The organism is Actinophytocola glycyrrhizae (assembly GCF_042653545.1).
Classification (GTDB): Bacteria; Actinomycetota; Actinomycetes; order Mycobacteriales; family Pseudonocardiaceae; genus Actinophytocola; species Actinophytocola glycyrrhizae.
The window spans coordinates 1-21,720 of record NZ_JBHSIS010000038.1; the positions used below are offsets into that span (position 1 = coordinate 1).

A 21,720-nucleotide genomic window follows, 5' to 3' on the forward strand; every position below is an offset into this window, starting at 1 on the left:
GACAAGATTTTCACCCCCAGCAGGACGTCCTCGCCAGAGGACACCGACGACTGAACGCGCCTTTCAGGGCATTGCCACCTAGCCGTGGACGGGGCGGAGCTCCCCCACCTGGTGCACGTGCGGTGGTTTGCCGTCGAGTGCCCGGTGCACCGCGTCGAGCACACCGGCGGACACCTCGTCGTGGGTGAGCCACCTGGTGCGCCCGGCGTGCCGCACGTAGCCGAGTACGACCTGCTGGGTCGGGTGGCCAGGCAGCACCGGGTCGGGACATCCGCCCAGCGGGTTGGCCGACGCGCTGCCGTGCACCTCCACGACAGGCGCACCGTCGGCGAGCAGGGGCGCGACGGCACGGAGAACGGAGACCCGCACGCCGCGGTGCACCCAGGCGACCAGCAGGTCGGCGGGCCCACCGAGGGCCTGGCCCGAGGTCTCGGCGAGGGCCGCGGGCTCGGTCCAGTCGGCTTTGACCCAGCGCGCCTGCCCGTCGGTGGCGGGTTTTCGCCTGCTGGGGAGCACGACGGCCCAGCCGTCGTCGAGCAATGCGGCGGCCACCCCCGAAAGCATGCCGGTACCACCGAGGACAAGGGCGCGACGCGCGGTCATACGACCTCCGCTGATCGGCGAGAGGGATCCTCAGGTTACCGGCGCGGGCCGGAATTTTCGTGTCAGCGGACGGGTGCGGCGGTTCAAGCCGGCACCGGCGCCCCCATCACGAGGTCGTTGCGCTCAGTGGGCCGCCGAGTTCCACGACCTTCCGAAGCCCACCGAAACGTCCAACGGCACGTCCAGCTTGTAGGCCGACCCCATGCCCTTGCGCACCAGCTCCTCCGCCGGGGAACGCTCGGGAGCGCAGACCTCGAGCACCAGTTCGTCGTGGACCTGCAGCAGCATCCGCGACTTCAGCCCGGCGTCCCGAAGCTCCCGGTGCACGTTCAGCATCGCGACCTTGATGATGTCCGCCGCGCTGCCCTGGATCGGGGCGTTCAGCGCCATGCGTTCCGCCATCTCGCGGCGTTGGCGGTTGTCGGAGGTCAGGTCCGGGAGGTAGCGCCTGCGGCCGAAGATCGTGGACGTGTAGCCGTCCTTGCGGGCCTTCGCCACCACCTCCTGCAGGTAGTCGCGGACGCCGCCGAACCTCGCGAAGTACTCCTCCATCAGGCCGCGGGCCTCCTCCGTGGAGATCCGCAGCTGCTGGGAAAGGCCGTAGGCCGACAGACCGTAGGCCAGGCCGTAGTTCATCGCCTTGATCTTGGCTCGCTGGGCGCCCGTCACCTCGGCCGGTTCCACCGAGAAGACCCTGGCGGCCGTGGCGGCGTGGAAGTCGAAGCCCGAGTTGAACGCCTCGATCAGTGCCTCGTCACCGGAGAGGTGGGCCATGATCCGCATCTCGATCTGGCTGTAGTCCGCGGTCATCAGCTCGTCGAAGCCGTCGCCGACGATGAACGTGTCGCGGATGGTCCGGCCCTCGTCCGTGCGGATCGGCACGTTCTGCAGGTTCGGTTCCGTCGATGACAGGCGGCCCGTCGCGGCGATCGTCTGGCTGTACGTCGTGTGGATGCGGCCGTCGTCGGAGACCGACTTGATCAGGCCCTCGACCGTGATCTTCAGGCGGGTGGCGTCGCGGTGTTCGAGCAGGTGCGCGAGGAACGGGTGCTCGGTCTGCTCGAACAGGCCGGTCAGCGCGTCGGCGTCGGTGGTGTAACCGGTCTTCGTACGCTTGGTCTTCGGCATCTCCAGCTCGTCGAACAGCACCACCTGCAGCTGCTTCGGCGACCCGAGGTTGATCTCCTTGCCGATGACCGAGAACGCCTCCTGCTCGGCGTGCTTCACCCGTGCCGCGAAGTGCGACTCCAGCGACGCCAGCCGGGTGGTGTCGACCGCGATGCCGATCGCCTCCAGCTCCGCGAGCACCCGCAGCAGCGGCAGCTCGATCTCCGCGAGCAGGCTGGCCTGACCGGTGTCGTCCAGCGCCGTGGCGAGCGCGTCCGCCAGCTCGGCGATGGCGCGGGCGCGCACGATCTCGCCCTCGGCGATCCGCGCGTCGTCGCCCTCGATGCCATCCAGCAGCGACAGCTGCCGTTCCTCCTGCTGCTGCTCGACCCGCAGCTCCTTCTTCAGGTACCGCAGCACCAGGTCGTCCAGCGCGAACGACCGCTGCCCCGGCCGCACCAGGTACGCGGCTAGCTGCGTGTCCATCGCCAGCCCGCCCAGCGTCCACCCGCGGTGCCGGACCGCGTGCAGCGACGGCTTGACGTCGTAGGTGACCTTCGCGACCGCGTCGTCCGCCAGCCACGTCACGAGTGCCTGCTCGTCGTCTTCACCCAGAGTGGTGACATCGACGTACACACCCGTGCCGTCGGCCTTCGACACGGCCACCGCGCGCAGCTCCACCGACTCGCCGGCGACACCGGTCGAGGTGAGCTGGAACGACAGTCCCACTCGTGCGCCCGCGGGGGCGTTCTTCGCCAGCCACGCGCCGAGCCGCCCCGCCTCGTAGGCGCCGCCGGTCACCTCGAAACCGAACTCGGCCTCCGGCTCCGCGGTGGTCAGCTCGCCGAACAGCCGGTCCCGCAGGACGCGGAACTCCAGCTCGTCGAACAGCCGGTGCACGGCGTCGCGGTCCCACGGCCTGGCGACCAGCTCGTCCGGCTCCACGCCGATCGCCACGTCCTTCACCAGCTCGGTGAGCTGCCGGTTCATCAGCACGTGCGACAGGTTCTCGCGCAGCGCGTCGCCCGCCTTGCCCTTGACCTCGTCGACCCGGTCGACCAGGTCGTTCAGCGAGCCGAACTGGTTGATCCACTTCGCGACGGTCTTCTCCCCCACGCCGGGGATCTTCGGCAGGTTGTCCGACGGGTCGCCGCGCAGCGCCGCGAAGTCGGCGTACTGCTCGGGCTGCACACCGGTCTTGGCGAGCACCGCCTCCGGCGTCATCCGCGCCATCTCGGACACGCCACGGGACGGGTAGAGCACGGTCACCTGGTCGTTGACCAGCTGGAACGCGTCACGGTCACCGGTACAGATCGACACCGCGAAGCCCTCCGCGGTGGCCATGGTGGTGAGCGTCGCGATCAGGTCGTCCGCCTCGAAGCCCTCCTGGGACAGCGACGGGATGACCAGCGCGCGCAGGACCTCCTCGATGAGGCTGACCTGGCCCTTGAACTCGTCGGGCGTCGTGGAGCGGTTGGCCTTGTACTCGGCGTACTGCTCGCTGCGGAACGTCTTGCGCGACACGTCGAAACAGACCGCGACGTGCGTCGGCTTCTCGTCGCGCAGCAGGTTGATGAGCATCGAGGTGAAGCCGTACACCGCGTTGGTGTGCTGGCCCGTGCCGGTGGAGAAGTTCTCCTTCGGCAGCGCGTAGAACGCCCGGTAGGCCATCGAGTGGCCGTCGATGAGCAACAAGCGGCGCTCGTGGGTCTTGACAGGTTCTGTGGCGGGCGTCTCAGGCACACGGCGAGTCTAGGGTGGGGCACCGACAATTTCCGGCGGGCCTCCGAGTGGAGCTTGCGGAGCGCTCATCGCCCCATGTCCGACCAGCGAGGAGAGCGCGTGAACACCTTCCCGGAGAACCTGCCGGGCATCCGGTATGACCTGGCCGACCAGTTCCTGCCGACGAAGATGGGCATCGAGATCGTCGAGTGGGACCCCAAGCGGGTCGTCGCCACCATGCCGGTGGCGGGCAACCTCCAGCCGTACGGCCTGCTGCACGGTGGCGCGAACGCCACCCTCGCGGAGACCATCGGCTCGGTCGCCGCCGCGCTCAACGCGCCGGAGGGCCGGGTCGCGCTGGGTCTCGAACTGTCCTGCACCCACCACCGCGCGGCCCGGCAGGGTCTGGTCACCGGCATCGCGACGCCGGTGCACACCGGCCGGTCGACCTCCACGTTCGAGATCGTGATCACCGACGAGGACGGCAAGCGGACCTGCACCGCCCGCCTGACCTGCGTGCTCCGCGACGCGGCACCCGGAGCGTGACGGACGGCGCCCCGGTGGACCCGGGGCGCCGTCCGTCTCACGGAACTACTGACCCAGGTACGCCGCCCGCACCCGCTCGTCGGCGAGCAGGTCGTGGCCGGGCCCGTCGAACGTGGTCTGGCCGAGGTCCACGACATACCCCCGGTCCGACAGCGACAACGCGGCCAGCGCGTTCTGCTCGACCAGCAGGACCGTCGTGCCCTGCTGCTGCAGTTCCTTGATCGTGTCGAAGATGAGCTGCGTCATGATCGGCGACAGCCCCATCGACGGCTCGTCCAGCATCAGCAGGCGCGGCTTGGACATCATCGCCCGGCCGATCGCCAGCATCTGCTGCTCACCGCCGGAGAACAGGCCCGCCTTCTGCCCGCGCCGCTCCCCGAGCACGGGGAACAGCTCGTACACCCGGTTGATGTCGGCGCGCACACCCGACTCGTCCTTGCGGGTGTACGCCCCGAGCAGCAGGTTCTCCTCGACGGACATCCGCGCGAACACCCGGCGGCCCTCCGGCGAGTGCGCGACCCCGCGCCCGAGGATGACGTGCGCGGGTTCCTTGACGATGGACCTGCCCTCGAACCGGATGTCGCCCGCCCTCGGGCGGAGCAGCCCGGAGATCGTCCGCAGCGTGGTGGTCTTGCCCGCCCCGTTCGCACCGATGAGGCAGACGATCTGCCCCTCCTCGACGACGAACGAGATGTCCCGGACGGCCTCGATGGCGCCGTAGGCGACGCTCAGCCCCTCGACTTCCAGAAGAGCGCTCACGACCGCTCCTCACCGGCTCCGAGCGGCCGCTCGCGGACGCCCTGTGTTTGCTGGTTCGCTACGCAAGCTGCGCTCACGAGTCCTCCCTGTGCTGATGTGCGGCGGCCTCGGCGACGTCCGCTTCGACTTCCTCGCGTGGCTTGCCGAGGTAGGCCTCGATCACGCGCGGATCGTCGCGCACCGTCTCCGGTGAGCCCTCCACCAGCACCTCGCCCTGCACGAGCACGGACACCGAGTCGCACAGCGAGAAGATGAACTTCGTGTCGTGCTCGATCACCACGACCGACACCCCGGTGTCCCTGATCCGGAAGATCAGCTGCCGGGCGGCCTCGGTCTCCTGCGGGTTCATGCCCGCGGTGGGCTCGTCGAGGAGCAGCACCTCCGGCTCGGTGGCCAGCGCGCGGGCGATCTCGAGCCGGCGCTGGTCACCGTAGGGCAGGTTGCGCGCCGCCTCGCTCTCGACGCCGCGCAGGCCGACGAACTCCAGCAGCTCCCTGGCCTTCTCGCGGGCCTCCCGCTCGCCGCGCTTGAACCCGGGCCCGTGGAACACCGAGGCGATCGGGCCCTGCCTCATCTGGATGTGCCGCCCGACGAGGACGTTCTCCAGCACGGTCATGTTGGGGAACAGGCGGATGTTCTGGAACGTCCGCGCGATCCCCGCCACGGTGACCTTCGCCGGGTCCGACGGCAGCTGCCTGCCGCGCAACAGGACCTGGCCCCGCGTCGGGGTGTACAGGCCGGTCAGGCAGTTGAACAGCGTCGTCTTGCCTGCGCCGTTCGGCCCGATCAGCCCGACGATCCGGCCCTCGTCCAGGGAGATGTTCACGTCGTTGAGCGCCGTGAGACCACCGAAGACCATCGTGACGCCGGTGGCCGCGAGGACCTTCTCGGTCGCGCGATGCTGTGCAGCACTCATGCCCGGTCCTCCTTCCCTGTCGAGGGGCCGGTGTGTTCTCGTTCGTGTTCGAGCACCGCCTGTTCCTCTTCGGTCTCGATGCGCCTGCCCTCGGCCGTCTCACCGGCGAGCTCGGCCCGCCGGTGCCGGTCTGGCACCAGACCCTGCGGCCGGAACCGCATGATGAACACCAGTGCCAGCCCGAAGACCAGCAGGCGGTAGTCGTCGAACTCGCGCAGCTTCTCCGGCAGCACGAACAGCAGCGACGCGCCGAGCACGGCGCCGGGGATGGTGCCCATGCCACCGAGGATGACCGCGGCGAGGAGCGTCACCGACTCCAGGAACCGGAAGCTCTCCGCGGACGCGGTGCCCAGGTTGTGCGCGAAGATCGCACCGGCGAGACCGGCCACCGTCGCACCGACCAGGAACGCGAGGATCTTGGCCTTGCCGGTCTTGATGCCCATCGCGCGCGCGGCGTCCTCGTCCTCCCGGATCGCGATCCAGGCACGGCCGATGCGGCTGTTCTTGAGGTTCGCGAACACCGCCATGATCAGGCCGACCACGAGCACGATCAGGAAGTAGTACAGCACGCCCGATGGCAGCGCCACGCCGAACAGGTCGATGGCCTCGTTGAACGGGGTGCCGAACAGCTCGACCGGCGGGATGCCGGGGATCGAGTTCGACCCGTTGGTGAGACCGCCGACGTCGTTCAGCGCCGACCGGTAGAAGATCTCGCCGAACGCCAGCGTGACGATCGCGAGGTAGTCGCCTCGCACCCGCAACGTCGGCGAACCGACGATGGCGCCGAAGACACCCGCCACGCACGCGGCGATCAGCGCCGCCACCGGGAAGGGCAGCTCCCAGCCGAGGCCGGAGGCCGCCGCGCCGGACAGGTTCGCCGCGACGAACGCGCCGATCCCGAGGAACGCCACGTAGCCGAGGTCGAGCAGGCCCGCGAGACCGACCACGATGTTCAGGCCGATCGCGGTGACGGCGTACACGCCGATGGTGGCCGCGACGCGCATCCAGTACGCGTTGCCCGCCTCCGTGAACGGCAGCGCGAACGCGCACACCAGCAGCACCAGGACGCTGAACGCGCGGTGCTGTTCGGACAGCCGGGAGATCAGGCGGGTCACGCCCATGCCGTGCAGCGCGCCGAGCAGACCACCGGCGAACCCGAGGAACGCCAGGAAGATCGGGCCCGCGTAGGGGAACGCCACACCGCCGATGCCGCCCGCGGTCAGCGTCAGCGAGACCAGGTACAGCACCCCGGCGAACGCGACCACGAGCACCGCGTACGTGGCCAGCCGGTTGGCCGTGCCGGACAGCCCGAACAGCTTCGTCGACCAGTCCGGGATCTCGGTGACGCCGGTGGCCGTGCCACCGACGATCAGCAGCACACCGCCGATGATGCCGACGAAGCTGCCGAACGCCACGATGTCCCCGGCGGCCGTGATCGCACCGAACCCGCCGCCCTTCGCGGCGATGAAGACCGCGCCGGTCAGCGCGATCACCAGCCCGCCCCAGCCGAGCGCACGCAGCACGCGCGCCTTGCCGGGTACCGGGACGAACGTGACGACCAGCGCCGCGATGCCGAACAGCAGCAGGTGCCAGCGGAACCCGGTCAGCTCGAACGGCGCGTCGAAGAACTGCAGCGTCGACTTCTCCGGGTACGCCCCGTCGTTGAGCAGGAACGTCGCCCACGGCAGCATCGCCGCGACGAGGAACAGGATTCCGCCGAGCGCGGTCATCGGCCGCACCAGCGCGGCCGGGACGATTCCCGAGAGGCGGCTCATGCGCGCACCCTTTCCGCCTCACCGAACAGCCCCTGCGGCCGGAACACGAGCACGAGGATGAGGACCACGAAGATCCACACGTAGTCGTACTGCGTGCCGCCCGGCAGGTACTGGCCGCCGAGAGTCTTGATCAGGCCGATGATGAACGCGCCGATCACGGCACCGCGCAGGCTGCCGATGCCGCCGAGCACCGCCGCGGTGAACGCGAAGATGCCGTTCTGGAAGCCGATGGAGTTGTCCACGTTGGTGATGTAGGAGCCGTAGAGGACACCGGCGATGCCGGCGAGCGTGGCACCGAGCACGAACGTGAGGACGATGACCCGGTCGGGGTTGACGCCCATCAGCCGCGCGGTGTCACGGTCCTGCGACGTGGCCCGCATCGCGCGGCCCATCCTCGACCGGCTGATGTAGGTCTGGAGCAGCACCGACAGCACGACCGACACGACGATCAGCAGCAGACCGGACGCGGATATCTCGATGCTCCCGATGCTGACCTGGGCGTCGATGAACACGCGCGGGAACGGCTGCGCGGCGTCGGCGTTCGGGTACCACAACCGGATGGCTTCCTGAAGCGCCACCGAGACACCGAGTGCGGTGATCAGTGGCGCGAGTCTTGGTGCGTTGCGCAACGGCCGGTACGCGAAGCGCTCCATGAGCACCGCGATCACCACGGCCACCACGACACCGCCGACCAACATCAGGGGCAGCGCGATGTACCAGACGTCCTGGACGCTCACGGGCAACACCCAGCGGTACACGGCGAGACCACCGAAGGCACCGACCATGAACACCTCGCCGTGGGCGAAGTTGATCAGCTGGATGATGCCGTACACCATCGTGTAGCCGAGTGCGATCAGACCGATCGTCGCGCCGAGCACGAGCCCGTTCGCTATCTGCTGTAACAGAGTCGTCACATCTACCTCCACAGGCGGCGGGGGTGGGCTCGGCCCACCCCCGCCGTCTCGTGACTCATGATCGGGAAAGTTCTAGGAGCTTGCTCAGCCCTCGAACTTCCCGGTCTCGACGGACTTCCACTCGCCGCCGGTGACCTGGTAGACGGTCAGAACCGTGTTGGTGCTGTCGCCGTTCTCGTCGAACGCGATCTCGCCGGTGGCGCCATCGGCGTTGTAGTTCTGCGCGGCCTCGACCACGTCCGGACGCAGGGTGTCGGTCCACTCGCCGTCACCGATGGCCTCGCCGACCGCCGCGATGATCGCGTTGGCGGCGTCGTAGGAGAACGCACCGTAGGCGGAGAAGCCCTCCTTGAAGCCGGCCTCGTTGTAGGCGTCGACGAACGCCTTGGCGCTCTCCAGCTCCTCGGTCGGCGCGCCGACCGAGGTGGCCAGGTCGCCGTCCTTGCCACCGAGCGCGATGAACTGCCCGTCGAAGATGCCGTCGCCGCCCATGACCGGGATGCTCAGGCCCGCACCGGCGAACTGCTTGGACAGCGGACCGGCCTGCGGGTACTGGCCGCCGTAGTAGATGGCGTCCGGCGCGAACGGCTTGACCGCCGCGATGACGGACGAGAAGTCCGTGTCCTTCTCACCGATCTTCTGGCGGGTGACGATCTGCGCGCCGTTCTTCTTCGCCTGCTCCTCGAACGAGGACGCGAGACCCTCACCGTAGGTCAGACCGTCGGTGATGATCGCGATCTTCTTCTTGCCCGACTTCTCGATCAGGTAGTTCGCCGCGAACGGGCCCTGCAGCGAGTCGACCGTGCAGGTGCGGAAGTACGTGGGGTACGGCCGCTTCGGGTTGTTCAGGTCCTCGCCCTTGGTGAGCGAGTCCGCGGTGTTGGCGGGCGAGATCTGCAGGATGCCAGCCTGGTCCAGGATCGGCTGGACGCTCTGGGACACCGAGGAGTTCAGCGTGGACACCACACCGACGACGTTCGGAGTGGAAGCGAGCTTCGTCGCGGCCTGCGCGCCGAGCTGCGGCGTCTTCTGGTCGTCCTCCGCCTGGATGGCCAGCTTGTAGCCCTTGACGGCGCACTTCTCGTTGGCCTGGTCCACCGCGAGCTTCGCCGAGTTCTCGATGCCCTTGCCCAGCGCCGAAAGCTCACCGCTCAGCGGGGCGATCACGCCGAGGGTCAGCGTGCCCTTGCTGACGTCGCAGGACTGGTCGCTCCCACCACCAGCAGAGCCGCCTTCCTCCTTGTTCGTGCCGCAAGCCGACAGCAGCAGCAAGCCCGCTGCCACGACAGCCGCGGCTTTCACCGTCTGGTTTCGCACGTGACGTGTCCCTTCTCCGCATTTCCGTCCGGCAGTTGCCGCCTGGTTGCCGCATAGCATGCCGAACCCGGCCCTCGTCCATGTCAGAGGGCTGGCCGGAACCTAGTAACCGACCCCAGTCCTAGTCACGCCTCAGCAGCGCTCGTGACCAGACTGCAACGAAACTGACCGTCCGTGTCCGCTCATCGGACGAAGTGGGACCTTCCGGTCATGGCGGGGTACACGATCTCAACTTCGCAACGGACGCCTGCCCGCGACCGGCCCGCTCCTAATCTGCAGTGGTGCCAACCAGGAGGCGGGTGCTCGTCTGGCTGGGCGCCGTCGCGCTCATCGCCGGATCCGTGATCACTCTGCGTGTCACCGACGACTCTCTGAGCAGCGGCACGGAAAGTGACGGACCGCGCACGCCGGTGACGGTGGAGCGTTTCGCCGCGGACAACGTGGTCCTGCCCGCCGAAGGCCGCGAGCCCGCGCCGCCCGCGCGGGTGGTAGCCAGCCCGGAGCGCGGCGCGCTGCGGGTGTCGTGGGCGCAGGCACTGCCCGGCGGCCAGGCGCCCGCCGGGGCCGCGGGTTACGAGGTCCGCTGGCGGCCCGAGAACGGCAACGGCACCGACCGCGACTTCGGCACCCGGTTCGTCGCCACCCCCGACGTGCGGCTCGACGGGTTGACCGACGACCGTGCGCACGTCGTGGAGGTGCGCTCCGTCGACGCGTTCGGGCAGCGCTCCGAACCCGCGGTGACCACCGGGACCCCGGGCGAGACCGACGAGACGCCCGCGGCGCTGCTCACCGGTCTCCACGACGAGTTCACCGACCCGGCGGCCTACGGTGACCGGTGGCACCTCGCCGGTTACCGCGGCTGCGTGGACGTGGTCGACGAGCGGGGCCAGGGGCTGCCGATCGAACTGAGCTGCGGCGCGGACCTCGCGATGTTGCGGGCGAGGCAGCCGATGACGCTGACCGCGCCGAGCCCGTCCGGCGAGGTGGGCAGGGTCGCGGTGTGGACGGACACCGCGGGCACCGGCGGGGAGCTGACGATCACGCTCGCACCCGGCCCGGTGGACCGCGTCGGCGCCGACACGCAACGAGCGAACCGGTTCCCGCCGAGGGACGCGGCGCTGCCGGGCGGCACGATCCGGGTGGGCGTCGACGACGGCGGGGTGCACGTGAGCGCCGCGCCGGACGTGCCGGGGGTGGCGCCGCCGGAGCTGGAGGTCTTCCCGGCGCCGGTGCGCGGACCGAACGTGACGCACCTGTTCGAGGTGGTGCTGACGACGTCCGGGCTGCGGGTGTACCAGGACGGGCTGCCGGTGGCGGTGGCCGGTGTGGTGCCGTCGTGGCGGTCGGCGTCGGTGCTGCTGGGGTTCCGGGGGCCGGAGCGCCGCCGCTCGCGGGTGCACCTGGCGGCCGCCGGGTTCACGGGGCCCGCCTCGGCGGCGCCGCCCGTCGCGGAGGTACCGGTGAACGCCGGCACGCAGCGGGTGCTGGGCCTGACCGAGCAGGCGCCGCAGCTCGGCATCGCCAGGACCCCGCTGCGGCAGGCGACGGCGGCGCGGCTGGTGGCGACGCTCATGGTCGCGGAGGGCATGGACCCGCGCGGGGTCGTGATGCAGTTCGGTGACCTGCGGGTGCCCGCACGGCCGGTCGTGGCGGCGCCGTCGGCCGAGGACGGCGCGGCGCTGACCGTGGTCGCCGACGTGCCAGCCGCGCTGCTCGGTGCCGGGGGCACGGACTCGATCACGCCGTTCGTGCTGCGCGCGCCCGGCGCGACGCAGCAGGTCCGGCTGGTGGAGACGTATCTCCAGCTCACACCGGCGGCCGGGTGGACGCCGCCGTCACCGGCGCTCGAACGGCCGAGGCCCACGGGCGCCGACGTGCCGCCGTCGGTCGACGCGGTGTTGTGCAACTCGGCGGGCGAGCCACTCAACTCGGCGGTGGTGCCGCCGAGGGGCCAGATCGTGCTGAAGGTGGACCTGGACGCGTCGACCAGCCAGTGGGCGACCGGCACGATCGGCGGTGTGCAGGGCTTCGAGGTGTGGCTGGACGGTGGGCTGATCGCCGGGGTGCCGACCCGCGCGGACGGGCCGGGCCTCGGCGGTCAGCACGCCCTGTCGATCGCCACGGGTGGCCTGGCGCGCGGCGCACACGTACTGGAGGTGCGCGAGTACACCATGGCGGGCGACGAGCGACCGGTGTCCGCGGTGCTGAACTTCACCGTCAGGTGATGTTCTCCACCACCGCCTCGGCGACGGCCTTCATCGTGGCTCGCCGGTCCATGGCGGTCCGCTGGATCCAGCGGAAGGCCTCGGGTTCGGAGAGGCCCTGCTTGGTCATGAGGAGGCCCTTGGCGCGCTCGATGAGCTTGCGCGTCTCCATCCGTTCCGTGAGCGTGGCGACCTCGGTCTCGAGGGCCTGGAGCTCGGAGAACCGCGAGACGGCCAGCTCGATCGCGGGCACGAGGTCGTGCTTGGCGAACGGCTTGACCAGGTACGCCATCGCCCCGGCCTCCCGCGCCCGCTCGACGAGGTCACGCTGCGAGAACGCGGTCAGGATCACGACGGGCGCGATCCGCTCCCCCGCGATCTGCGCCGCGGCGTCGATGCCGTCCATCCTCGGCATCTTGACGTCGAGGATCACAAGGTCGGGCCGCAGCTCCTTGGCCAACGCGACGGCCTGCTCACCGTCCGCGGCCTCCCCGGCGACGTGGTAGCCCTCTTCCTTGAGCATCTCCACAAGGTCGAGCCGAATGAGCGCCTCGTCCTCCGCGACGAGCACACTACGTTGCACGGCCGGGCCGGACTGGGCCTCGGCAGCCTGATCGGTCACCGGGGTCCTCCTGAATCGATAGGTCTGAGCCTTAAGCGTACCGGCGGACCGGACCCCGAGACCGCACACAGGCCGTGATCAGCACAACGTTAACGACGTGGCAACAAGCCCTCCACCAACAGCATGACGAGCGCCACACCTGCGAGAACCCGACCGGCCGTTGGTTACCCTGGGTACGCGCGCGGGGACAGATCACCACAGGCACCACCGGCCCGTTCCGGCCCACAAAGAACCCTGAGGACCGCCCGAAGGTCGATCCCGTAGAGTCTCCCCACGCACGCCCCCGTAGCCCAATCGGCAGAGGCAACGGATTCAAAACCCGTCCAGTGTGCGTTCGAATCGCACCGGGGGCACGTACTGCATCCACACAAGCCGCGCCTGCCTCTTGAGCAGGCGTTTCTTGTGTTTGGGGCATGGTGTTGGTGATCCTTTCCGCAGCTCTGGCGATGGTGTGTAGGTCGTCGGCGGGGAGCCGGATGGTGATGGTGACGTCGTCGCTGTCGGGGTGGAGCTGGACGGTGAGCCGGGTGGTTTCGAACAGGGCCCGGAGGAGTTGTTCGGGTGCTTTGGTGAGGTTCACTGCAAGGTGTGGGAGCGCGTCGAGTAACCCAGCGTCGTCGAGGGTGGGCCGGGCGGGCGCGGTCTGGTCCGCGGCGTCCAGGTCGGCGAGCGCGGCCAGAGTGGTCCGGCGCTGGTTTTCCAGGTCGTTGTAGGTCTGCCGCAAGCCTTGGGCGAAGGGGTCGCCGGGTTCGCTGTCCTGAGCTTGGCGCATGACGTTGTCCTGGCGGCGGGCGAGGTCAGCGAGAGTGCGCTGCAACCGCTCTCGTTCGGCGTCTCGCTGCCTGCTCTCGCGGTCGTCGACGGTCGCGAGATCCGCTTGGAGGAGGTCTCGGCGGTGGGGGCCGAACACTCGGTCGCTGTAGAAGGCCGAGACGGCGTCGAGGAGCGCGTCTTCTCGGATGTAGGCGGCTTTGGCGTGCCCGATATGGGTGTCGGGGCGGCCTCGGTTGTTGGCTTTGGGGACGCAGTTGTAGTAGGTGGAGCCGTGCCGGTGCCCGCCGGACATCCGGCGTCCGCAGTCGTGCACGACCATGCTGCGCAGCACATAGGTGCGCGTGGTCTGCGGGTGCACGTTCGGGGCGTTGCCCTCGCGTGACCCGCGGCGCGCGGTACGCCGGGCGGTGAGTTCGTCGTACATCCACTTCGGGATCAGCGGCTCATGCGTGGGCTCGGGTGACCACACCCACTTCGCCGGGTCGTTCACCCTGCCCCGCGCGGAGTGCGTCGCGCGCCGGTTGAACACCTGGTACCCGGCGTACTTCGGGTTCTTCAGCACGTCGGACACGCTGGACTTGCTCCACGCACCCCGTGCCCGCCGGCCACCGGGCGGCGACGGCGGCGGATACTTCGCGAGATCCTGGTTGAGGCGTTCGGCGATGGTGTCGTACCCGAGTTGTTCGTGGTAGCGCCACAACGCGATCTGGGTGACCGTCTCCCCACGCGCCCCGTCCGGTTCCAGCCGCGCCTTCGTGACGCCTTTCGACGCCTTCATCGGGTTGGGGTGCTTGTAGGTTTTCGCCCGGTACCCGTACGGGGGCTTGCCGATGTTCCAGCCCTCCCGCACATGCGTGCACAACCCGCCCCAGGACTGCTCCAGGGTGTTGAGGACCTCGAACTCGGCGAAGGTCTGGTTGATCCGCCGGTGCAACACCCGCTGCGCCCGGCTGCCTGTGAGCGTGATCGGCTCGTTGGAGGCGAACAACGGCACATCGGAACGTTCCAGCTCCCGTTCGACAGACAGGCCCTCGTAGGCGCGGCGCGCAACACGGGCGATGCCCTCACAGATCACCACATCGAACCGCCGGTTCGGGTGCGCCGCCTCGGCCAGCAGGTCGGCGATACCGCCGTCACGCGGGATGGGGATGTCGAACCGCTCATAGTTGGTGCCCTGACCGCGCTGGTCGAGTTCCATCCGGCCAGACTCGACGTCATAGAACGTCGCCACGATCACCCACGCCTGCGGCAACGACGACCGGCAATTCCCCACCTGACGCATGATCGACAACCGCGGGTCCTGCTGATCCTCGGTCGATGTCCGCGCCAGCACCGCCACCCGCACCTCACCACCCAACAGGGCGGCGTTCATCCCCAGCGGGGAGACCGCGTAGTCCGACAGGCCCGACGGCCCCAACCCCGGCACCGCCGGAAGCGGACCAGCCACCGGTGGGCTGGGCGGGGTGGGTGTGGGGCGCGCCAACGCTGGCGGCACCACGCCCCCAGTGTCGTCACTGTCGTCGTCACTGTCAGCGGACTCGTGCGAATCGTGCACGTGTGTCATGGCGTGTCACCGTCCTGTCCGGAACCCGTCCCGGATTCCCCCTCAGAGCCACCATCACCACGGTCGTCCCGTCGCCAGTCGTGCCCGTTGTTGGCATCGTGGAAAGCCCAGTCGAGCAGATCGCGGAGGGCGGCGGTCAGGTCCTGGCGTAACCGCTCACCTTCCGCACCACCGACGCGTTCGACGAACCCGTTGTAGTGGCGGCGTTTCCCTCGTTTCCACGTCTGATCATACCGGAATTCTGGCTCAACCAAGCCATTTTCCGGCCGCACACCACCATGGTGTCGCCACCGATCCGGCGACTGATCCGACGACCGTCGCGGCTGTTGATCCGGTGGCTGGTCCGGCGGTTGCGGGAGGGGAATGTCGGGCTGGTCATCCAGAGGCGGGCGTGGCGTCGGGATGTGGACCGCGTCCACATCCGACGACCAACCAGGCGGACTGGAATCTCCCTGCTGCGGCGACGGGCCTTGCTGCGACTGGTGCTGTGATTGCTCGTCTGGCTCGTGGTCAGACACGATGAATGTTCCCCCCGATGTGACGTGGTCTCTCCCCGAGACCTGCTGGCGCGTGCGACTCTTCCGGTTTCACGCACGGTGGGGAGGAACACCGCGCCGACGTGGGACAGCATCTGCACCGTGGCCCTGGGGGAGGCGGCCCACGGCGCTGATCGCACTCAGCAAGACTGAGTGCGACCCGGCTGGCCCCCAGCGCACCCTCAGCCACACGCCGAGGACCGACAGAGACATCGCGGGCTGTCGTCCCACACTCGTCACTGTCCACAGTATCACCTGGTCAGCACCTACGACGATGATCACGCACTAGCAGCCCGAGGGCGGCGCGACTGATTCCGCCGCCGCGCAGCGCCTGAGTAAGCCAGAAGCCGCCCGACTTCACTACGCAGTGGTCATCGCCGACGTACTGTGCGATCCGTTATGCTCACCGCTACGGATCGGCTCGGCGGTTGCGCCGCGGAGCTTCCACTCTCTCCTGATTGGTCCCGTTGGTGGCCGTACGTGGCCACGGGGTCAGGCTGCGCAAATAAGGAGATCAACTCGTGACTAGCTATAGCGTCATGCCCACCGGGTCTCGTTCGTCTATTGTCGCGACGTGGCCTGGAGAAGATCAGCGCGATCACAGCATCAAGGTCACCACCCTCACCGAGTGCGAGCAGGCGTACAACCTGGCAAATTCACTGACTCGGTTATCCGAGGGTGCATGGAACGCTACCGCCTGGCTGGACACGGCGCCGGTACTCGAAATCGGAATCAACAGCTTCATTGAGCGACTTCGAGATAAGACTACCGATGTCCGAAGTGTCGAAATCACTGTGGGCGACGAACGTCATGCCAACGAGTGGAGTTTCCGTGACGCATCCAGGGAGTTACAGCAGAGACTTCCCGAACTGTGTAGCAACCTGTCACGGACACAGCGAATTACGATTGCCGATGAACTAGCGGCCGACGCGGCGAGCAGAGCGGAAGCACTGCGAGACTTGCCACACGGAATCGATCCGGAATCGGCGCTGTCACGCGTATGGCAAATGTGCGAAGTGACGCGATCACTGCGGAATGGCCAGGTCGGCTACCTTCCGGAAGCTGGGGCTTCATGGGTGGTTCGCTTCTGGGGCGAAGATCGATCGCCCGCCGAACGATGGGGAGCACGTGACCAGCTTCGCCGCATGGAGCAACTAGTCGCCGCATGCGAGGCGTACGGCGGTCGCGGCGATGTCGAAGACATGGTCGAACTTGAGGCTCATCTTGTTATTCCTCGTGACGAGGGCGTCGAGAACTCTATTTTCTACGTACGAATGACCGACAATAGCCTACCTCCATGGAATGTCAATCCGTTCGCGAGAATGACGATTCTAGCGCTACGACCCGTTCCTGGATATCCAGATTCGCGAGAGAAGAAGGTTGCGGGACATCTAGAGCCAGTCGATGATGACGGGTTCGCCAGACTGCTGGGCGAGTGGACCCGTCTCGTGCCAGCACCGGGACACATGGAGTGGCTTCAGGATTAGAAGTCTTGGTGCGCGGGGTTGCCGAATCGTCCGGTGCTGGTAGCGGCTTCTGAAAGGAAGGCTCGGAGATCGGTCCCATCGATCCAGCGGTACTTGAGCACCTCGGCTGTCCAGGCTAGGAACGCGCGGTGAGTGTGGGGCATGCGGAGGTCATGAAGAGCGCCGGTGTCTGGTCCGCAATCGCTGTGTCCGATGCCCCAGGGCGCACGGTGGTGGTTGATCATGAGGTCGACGTGATCTTCGGGAGTGCTGGCCTGGCTGCTGGTGTGCATGTACTGGAATGCGTCTTTGATGTCGACCCAGATCCATGCCTCGCCGATGGGAACGTGCTCTCCGCAGATAGAGCAGCGGAGGTGCGGGAAGTCCGTATCAGCAGCAACCTTGACCCGGTGATCGAGGTAGGGGTCGATGAGGAGTTCACTCGCCTCAGGGACCGGGGGCGGCCAGTTGATGTCATCAACGCTAGTGGTGAAGGGGTCGCTCCCCAGAACATGCAGGAAGGTCGTACGGGTGATGGCGGCGAGTTCGAGGCCCGCCTTGCGGTTGAACTGTCGAAGCTCCCGGGTGCGATCAAGCGCCGCCCGGGCTCGGGACTCAAACTGGTTGACACCGTGCACGGTCATGTTGACCTTGGATGCCCGCGGGTTCTTCTGGGCGGCGGCGGCCGCACCGCGGGCTGAGCACCAGGCGAGGTAGTACAGCTCGCCTAGGGGTCTGATAGCGGCGATGTCGTAGGCCGCGCGCTTGAGCCTGTCCTTGTGGTTTGCGGGTGCTGCGGGCAAGTTGTGTTCTTGGAGGAGAACGTCGAGATAGCGGACGGTTTCCTCGGCTAGTACCTCGATCGCCAGATCGCGAAGTTGCCCCTGCCGGAACTTGGTCATCGCTGCTGGGTCTAACCGCTGCTCCAGGTGCTCACGCACTGCGGCGGCGGCGGTGTCCAGGCTGTGCCCATACGTGGTGTAGTGGATCGCGCGTGATGGGAAGTACTGGTCGGTGACCGTGACCGCTCGAATCTGTTCTTCCTCGTCGGCCTCGTTGTCCGCGTCCAGGGCGTTGAAGGCGGCGTCGAAGTCTTCTGGCTCCCACACGAAGCTCTCGATCGGGCTGTCTGGGTGGATGCGCAGCAGCTTTGCGCCGACAGCCTCAGCTATGCAGGTCCCGGACTGACGAACATCCGGGTGCAGGGGGTCTACCCACTGTTCAATTGGTGCGAAAGGTGCCGGGTTGGGGGCATAGGACAGCAGCGCCAAGGTGGTCACTTCTTCTCGCACTGACGCTGCGGGGATCGGTGTGTCCGGTTGCAGCTGGACCTCGTAGTCGTTCAGGAGGATCGCGGTCTGCTCATCCTTGTGGAGTTGGCGAAGGTGTTGCACACGTTGCTGTCGGGCGTGGCGGTCGAGCCGGTTCCGCACCGTGCTAGACGGGTTGATCATGCGGGCAGCGCTGTCAAGCAGGATCGGATCACAGTCCACACACTTGGTTGGCGTCTGACCAGAAACGATCTTTTGGAGTTCAGCGCGGGAGGTCAGCGACAGCGGCCCGCTGCAGATGGGACACGCTAGGTCAGCCAGCACCGCCCGCACGCCAGCGGCGGCAGCAACGTAGGGCCGCCCGTCACAGATCGCGCTGGCCGTTTCCGCCCAGCGCGGGTACCCGGTCTCCTTGTCGAACCCGGCAAGGTTCCAGTACCGGCGTCCGATCTCGACCAGATCAGGGTCGGCACCATCGACGGCCTCAACCATCGGCGTTAGCGGTGCCGGCGTTGAATCATCAGTCATACCCACCACCCAGGAGACGCGAGATCGAACAGACCGGCCACCAGTACATCACCTCACCCTGACCCCTGCGGAGCCGCCACACCATAGACACAGCCTCATCGAATGATCTGGCTACGAGTCGCCATCTTCGTCAAAGAAGGGCCGCCACATCGACTCTTCACCGAGGTTCAGGGGCGCTTAGTCATCAGCCACCGAGCCGAGTCATGACAAAAAGCAGCCACGCTTGTCGGCATCTCGTTAGGGACTTGCACGCTGATTGCCAGGACCGCCGCTGACATCAGAACCACGTCGAACTCAGTGTTCGCCGTCCTCGCCAACCCGCCAGATCCTAGAGTCAAAGCACGTACAGTTGTTGCACGTCTGACAAGGAGCCTCAACACGACATGTGAGCCGAACAAAGACAGGCCGATGCCGCAACACTGTGATCAGCAGCCATCGACCTGCCGGAATCCGTCGGCAACGTCGCTGCGCTCAACCAGTTTTCCGCGTGTCCTCGATCAACTTGTCTAGATACACCAGAGACGCCTCGGTCTTGGCGCCACGCCGACGATGCGCCAGCACCCGACGCATCGTCGGATCCAGAGCAGCGATTCCTTCTGCCGCCACCTGGTGCCGCAACTCGTCAACCATGTCCAGGTAGCCCGCCCTCGCAGCGCCAGCGAGTTCACTTTCCTGTTGGCGACGGTCGGCCTCGTTACGCCAGCTCGGCGGCGTAATCTCCCGAACATTCTCGCTGTCGTGAAGACCGGCCATGCGTGAAAGGTCGCCGAGCGCCGAGCGTTGCCGACGGTCAGCCTCACGGCAGTCGGCAACACGGTCGCGTCGACGGCGACTCTGACGTTCCTGTTCCGCACCGATGGCCGCACCCATGGCTTCGGCACGTGCAGCATGCGATGCCCGTATAGCGTCGTCGGAAAGACGCCGAACGCGAGTTCGTTCCTGGTCCTCGTGGAACACCCGGTAGGCGTCCTCAACGGCCTGCGCCTCGACTGGCGGCTCCTTGCCGTACCACTTGGACAGGGCCGCTTCTAGGTTAAACTGAGCTGTTTTGGTGACTTCGTCGTCGGTGCCGCCCGAGTCCGAGAACGGAGACTGCCGCACGCCTGAAGGCCGCCAACTCGTGGCATGCTCGATCGCGCGGATGCACCAGCCGTGCTTGAAGTAAGGCAATAGCAACTTCCGCAAAGCCGGATGCGAAAAGCGAGCACTGATACCAGTCCGCCAGCGGAAAGTATCCACCGCCTTGTTGACCTCATCATCGGTCTCCGGCACCACGCGGACTGGCCATCGTGGCTGCCGCAGGAAGAAGACACGGAAGTCGGTCGGCATCCAGGCATGCTACTCGCTCACCAGCGCGCCACCCCACCACCTCCTGCCCGGCGAGTCGATGATGCGAGATCTGACAAGGTGGCAGCCGTTCCTGCCCCCCCGAGTCCAGGCCAGCGCGCGTTTCACCTCCGGCAGCCCGCCCCACGATCCCACGCCCAGAACCCAGCCGACGTGTTGTCCCTGTCTGGCTCACCTTGCTGGAGGCCGTACCCAGGTGAGGGTGGTTAACGGAGTCGGTCACCGGCCGTCGAGTCGTTCGACGGCCTGCCGGGCATGCTCGACATATAGGCGGGACCGAAAGTAGTCACCACTCGGTCCGACACTAGGCCGACCGTCCTGGTGAGGGACCCGTTTGGATTGACCTCGAAGTTCCGAGGTCACGGACTCTTCGGGGTGCGAGCAGCGCGTCGGCGTTCTGCGGCTTCACGGTCGCGCTGGTCCCGGTCTTGTTTGAGCGCAGGCAGCCGTTCCTGGACACCCCAGGCGGCTCGTGCCGCGAGGGTTTCGACCAGGCCATGGTGGTCGATGTAGGGGGCAGATAGGTCGGACACGACATGGGCGATGCTCGCGGCTTGCATGGCTGGCGCCCACTGCGACAGTAGCTGCATCGCGGCGGGGAGGTTGTCAACCTTCAAGAACGGTGTCCCGATCTGGTTGCCCCACACCGCGAGCAGATACTCGGGATGCCCTGAGTCGGGCCGACGCTGGTAGAGGTTGATCTCGAAACCGATGTTGTCGTCCGACCCCAGGTCCAGAAGCGACTCCCAGCCCTTGGCCCTGAGCGCTTCGCCGAGCTCGTCGATCTCTTCATCCTCTGCGGTGAACACCGCGTATGGCTCCCATGTCCCGTCGGCACTGAGTTGGAGGTCCTGACGGTTGGTTTCAGCCATGGCGTGATTCTCCGAAATGGGAAGTCGTCGCCCCATCGGGGCTCGATGGGGTGCTGTAACGATAGAGCACGCTGACTTCCTCGAAAGAGCGAACCGCTGGCTTGATCAACTCAGACACCCGGCATAAGCCGGGCCACGTGAGTGGGGCCGAACAACTACCCTCGTAGCTGTGGCCAGCGGGTGCTGCCTCTGCCTTGACGTAGCCGACCGGGCCCGTTACGTCCGTGGGATCGAGGATGGCCGCAGCGTCGTCCAACCGCGGGTACGACGCCGAGTTCGAGCGGGACTGAACGGGATGCAAAGTGCCTGTCATCGAACCGCTGATCGGGATCGACGAGCGCGGGCCGGCCCCGCTAACGTGCCTGATGGTCCTTGGATTGGTTCTCGGCGGGAACGGTCGGCCGAAACTGCATGGCGTGGGCTCCACCGGCGGATCGCTCACGCACCTGTTCGACCCGGTCGCCGACCAGGTCCTGTGCCGCGGGTTACGCTCGGGAAAGGTCGTGGCCGGTCCTGGCGTCACGGACTTCGCCGTGCTGGGCTGCCGTCGGTGCGCGGCCAACGCAGTCCGCCGCGGCTACGAGGTGTTCTTCAACCCCGACGGCGCAGCGATGCGGTTCGCCGACTTCAACCCGATCTCCTGAAGCCCGGAACGCCGACGCAGCGCCCCCGTGTGACAGTTGCGTCGAGGTTATCGGCGGTTCTTGCGCCGTACCGCACCTTGACGCGTGCGTTTGGACTTCCTTGCCTCGCACCTCGCCGAAACCGGACAGAACGCTCCCCGCGCGAACCACGCGGCCCCCTCCCATCACACTTCCGGAATCCTCCCCTCCTCGATCGTCAGCTCGTTAAGGCGCATCACGAGCTCCCGCTCGGT

The 21,720-nt window shown here is 67.4% G+C and carries 16 protein-coding genes, 1 tRNA gene and 1 pseudogene; 5 read left to right on the forward strand and 13 right to left on the reverse strand.

The genetic code is table 11. The annotated features are described in order from the left end of the window. Positions 1–78: 78 nt before the first annotated feature. Both ACFPCV_RS38845 and polA read right to left on the reverse strand, forming a co-directional pair. A complete protein-coding gene (locus tag ACFPCV_RS38845) occupies positions 79–603 on the reverse strand; it encodes a Rossmann-fold NAD(P)-binding domain-containing protein (protein WP_378062599.1) in 525 nt (174 codons plus the stop codon). 123 nt (positions 604–726) lie between these two features. Continuing rightward, the gene (polA, locus tag ACFPCV_RS38850) at positions 727–3,381 is read right to left on the reverse strand and encodes a DNA polymerase I (protein ID WP_378062639.1); all 2,655 of its coding nucleotides are present in this window, start codon (positions 3,379–3,381) and stop codon (positions 727–729) included. A gap of 147 nt (positions 3,382–3,528) precedes the next feature. On the opposite strand from polA, the gene ACFPCV_RS38855 reads away from it, so the two are divergent. Beyond that, complete coding sequence (locus ACFPCV_RS38855) at positions 3,529–3,978, forward strand: PaaI family thioesterase (RefSeq protein ID WP_378062601.1); 450 nt, start codon at positions 3,529–3,531, stop codon at positions 3,976–3,978. A 45-nt stretch (positions 3,979–4,023) separates the two neighbouring features. Here ACFPCV_RS38855 and ACFPCV_RS38860 read toward each other — a convergent pair whose 3' ends face one another. The 5 genes from ACFPCV_RS38860 to ACFPCV_RS38880 form a co-directional block, all read right to left on the reverse strand. Then, positions 4,024–4,737, reverse strand: coding sequence for an ABC transporter ATP-binding protein (locus ACFPCV_RS38860; protein ID WP_378062604.1), 714 nt, complete (start codon positions 4,735–4,737; stop codon positions 4,024–4,026). Between the two features lie 73 nt (positions 4,738–4,810). Next, positions 4,811–5,653 (reverse strand): ABC transporter ATP-binding protein, encoded by an 843-nt coding sequence (locus ACFPCV_RS38865; protein WP_378062606.1) that lies wholly within the window; start codon positions 5,651–5,653, stop codon positions 4,811–4,813. Next, positions 5,650–7,428, reverse strand: a complete 1,779-nt coding sequence (locus ACFPCV_RS38870; RefSeq protein WP_378062607.1) for a branched-chain amino acid ABC transporter permease — start codon at positions 7,426–7,428, stop codon at positions 5,650–5,652. Before ACFPCV_RS38870 ends, ACFPCV_RS38865 begins: the two co-directional genes overlap by 4 nt. Then, entirely contained in the window at positions 7,425–8,342 is a 918-nt protein-coding gene (locus ACFPCV_RS38875; RefSeq protein ID WP_378062609.1) for a branched-chain amino acid ABC transporter permease, read from the reverse strand. Before ACFPCV_RS38875 ends, ACFPCV_RS38870 begins: the two co-directional genes overlap by 4 nt. A gap of 84 nt (positions 8,343–8,426) precedes the next feature. Then, the gene (locus tag ACFPCV_RS38880; RefSeq protein WP_378062611.1) at positions 8,427–9,659 is read right to left on the reverse strand and encodes a branched-chain amino acid ABC transporter substrate-binding protein; all 1,233 of its coding nucleotides are present in this window, start codon (positions 9,657–9,659) and stop codon (positions 8,427–8,429) included. Positions 9,660–9,940: 281 nt separating this feature from the next. Here ACFPCV_RS38880 and ACFPCV_RS38885 point away from each other — a divergent pair, with 281 nt between their 5' ends. Further along, on the forward strand, positions 9,941–11,884 hold the full coding sequence (locus tag ACFPCV_RS38885; RefSeq protein ID WP_378062613.1) for a hypothetical protein: 1,944 nt from the start codon (positions 9,941–9,943) through the stop codon (positions 11,882–11,884). On the opposite strand, the gene ACFPCV_RS38890 is transcribed toward ACFPCV_RS38885, so the two are convergent. Continuing rightward, a complete protein-coding gene (locus tag ACFPCV_RS38890; protein ID WP_378062615.1) occupies positions 11,877–12,485 on the reverse strand; it encodes an ANTAR domain-containing response regulator in 609 nt (202 codons plus the stop codon). The genes ACFPCV_RS38885 and ACFPCV_RS38890 overlap by 8 nt on opposite strands. A 279-nt stretch (positions 12,486–12,764) precedes the next feature. Between ACFPCV_RS38890 and ACFPCV_RS38895 the strand changes: the two genes are divergently transcribed. Beyond that, positions 12,765–12,838, forward strand: a tRNA-Leu gene (locus ACFPCV_RS38895). An 872-nt stretch (positions 12,839–13,710) separates the two neighbouring features. Here ACFPCV_RS38895 and ACFPCV_RS38900 read toward each other — a convergent pair. Next, a pseudogene (locus ACFPCV_RS38900) lies at positions 13,711–14,823 on the reverse strand (recombinase family protein); the annotation flags it as partial. Continuing rightward, positions 14,820–15,095 carry a hypothetical protein gene (locus tag ACFPCV_RS38905; RefSeq protein ID WP_378062617.1) on the reverse strand — a complete coding sequence of 92 codons (276 nt, stop codon included), beginning with the start codon at positions 15,093–15,095 and terminating at the stop codon, positions 14,820–14,822. The pseudogene ACFPCV_RS38900 and the gene ACFPCV_RS38905, both read right to left, overlap by 4 nt. A 785-nt stretch (positions 15,096–15,880) precedes the next feature. Between ACFPCV_RS38905 and ACFPCV_RS38910 the strand changes: the two genes are divergently transcribed. Next, a complete protein-coding gene (locus ACFPCV_RS38910) occupies positions 15,881–16,846 on the forward strand; it encodes a hypothetical protein (RefSeq protein WP_378062618.1) in 966 nt (321 codons plus the stop codon). Here ACFPCV_RS38910 and ACFPCV_RS38915 read toward each other — a convergent pair. The 3 genes from ACFPCV_RS38915 to ACFPCV_RS38925 form a co-directional block, all read right to left on the reverse strand. After that, positions 16,843–18,624, reverse strand: coding sequence for a hypothetical protein (locus tag ACFPCV_RS38915; RefSeq protein WP_378062619.1), 1,782 nt, complete (start codon positions 18,622–18,624; stop codon positions 16,843–16,845). The two genes, ACFPCV_RS38910 and ACFPCV_RS38915, sit on opposite strands and share 4 nt — an antisense overlap. A gap of 471 nt (positions 18,625–19,095) precedes the next feature. After that, a complete protein-coding gene (locus tag ACFPCV_RS38920; RefSeq protein ID WP_378062620.1) occupies positions 19,096–19,953 on the reverse strand; it encodes a hypothetical protein in 858 nt (285 codons plus the stop codon). A gap of 377 nt (positions 19,954–20,330) precedes the next feature. Further along, positions 20,331–20,843 carry a hypothetical protein gene (locus tag ACFPCV_RS38925; RefSeq protein ID WP_378062622.1) on the reverse strand — a complete coding sequence of 171 codons (513 nt, stop codon included), beginning with the start codon at positions 20,841–20,843 and terminating at the stop codon, positions 20,331–20,333. Between the two features lie 302 nt (positions 20,844–21,145). Between ACFPCV_RS38925 and ACFPCV_RS38930 the strand changes: the two genes are divergently transcribed. Next, positions 21,146–21,487, forward strand: a complete 342-nt coding sequence (locus ACFPCV_RS38930; protein ID WP_378062623.1) for a hypothetical protein — start codon at positions 21,146–21,148, stop codon at positions 21,485–21,487. Positions 21,488–21,720: the final 233 nt, after the last annotated feature.

Excerpts from the sequence above, each read along its gene's own strand:
- ACFPCV_RS38925 (WP_378062622.1), bottom strand. The coding sequence starts at position 20,843 with ATGGCTGAAACCAACCGTCAGGACCTCCAACTCAGTGCCGACGGGACA.
- ACFPCV_RS38855 (WP_378062601.1), top strand. The coding sequence starts at position 3,529 with ATGTCCGACCAGCGAGGAGAGCGCGTGAACACCTTCCCGGAGAACCTG.
- ACFPCV_RS38920 (WP_378062620.1), bottom strand. The coding sequence starts at position 19,953 with ATGCCGACCGACTTCCGTGTCTTCTTCCTGCGGCAGCCACGATGGCCA.
- ACFPCV_RS38915 (WP_378062619.1), bottom strand. The coding sequence starts at position 18,624 with ATGACTGATGATTCAACGCCGGCACCGCTAACGCCGATGGTTGAGGCC.
- ACFPCV_RS38865 (WP_378062606.1), bottom strand. The coding sequence starts at position 5,653 with ATGAGTGCTGCACAGCATCGCGCGACCGAGAAGGTCCTCGCGGCCACC.
- ACFPCV_RS38870 (WP_378062607.1), bottom strand. The coding sequence starts at position 7,428 with ATGAGCCGCCTCTCGGGAATCGTCCCGGCCGCGCTGGTGCGGCCGATG.
- polA (WP_378062639.1), bottom strand. The coding sequence starts at position 3,381 with ATGGCCTACCGGGCGTTCTACGCGCTGCCGAAGGAGAACTTCTCCACC.
- ACFPCV_RS38845 (WP_378062599.1), bottom strand. The coding sequence starts at position 603 with ATGACCGCGCGTCGCGCCCTTGTCCTCGGTGGTACCGGCATGCTTTCG.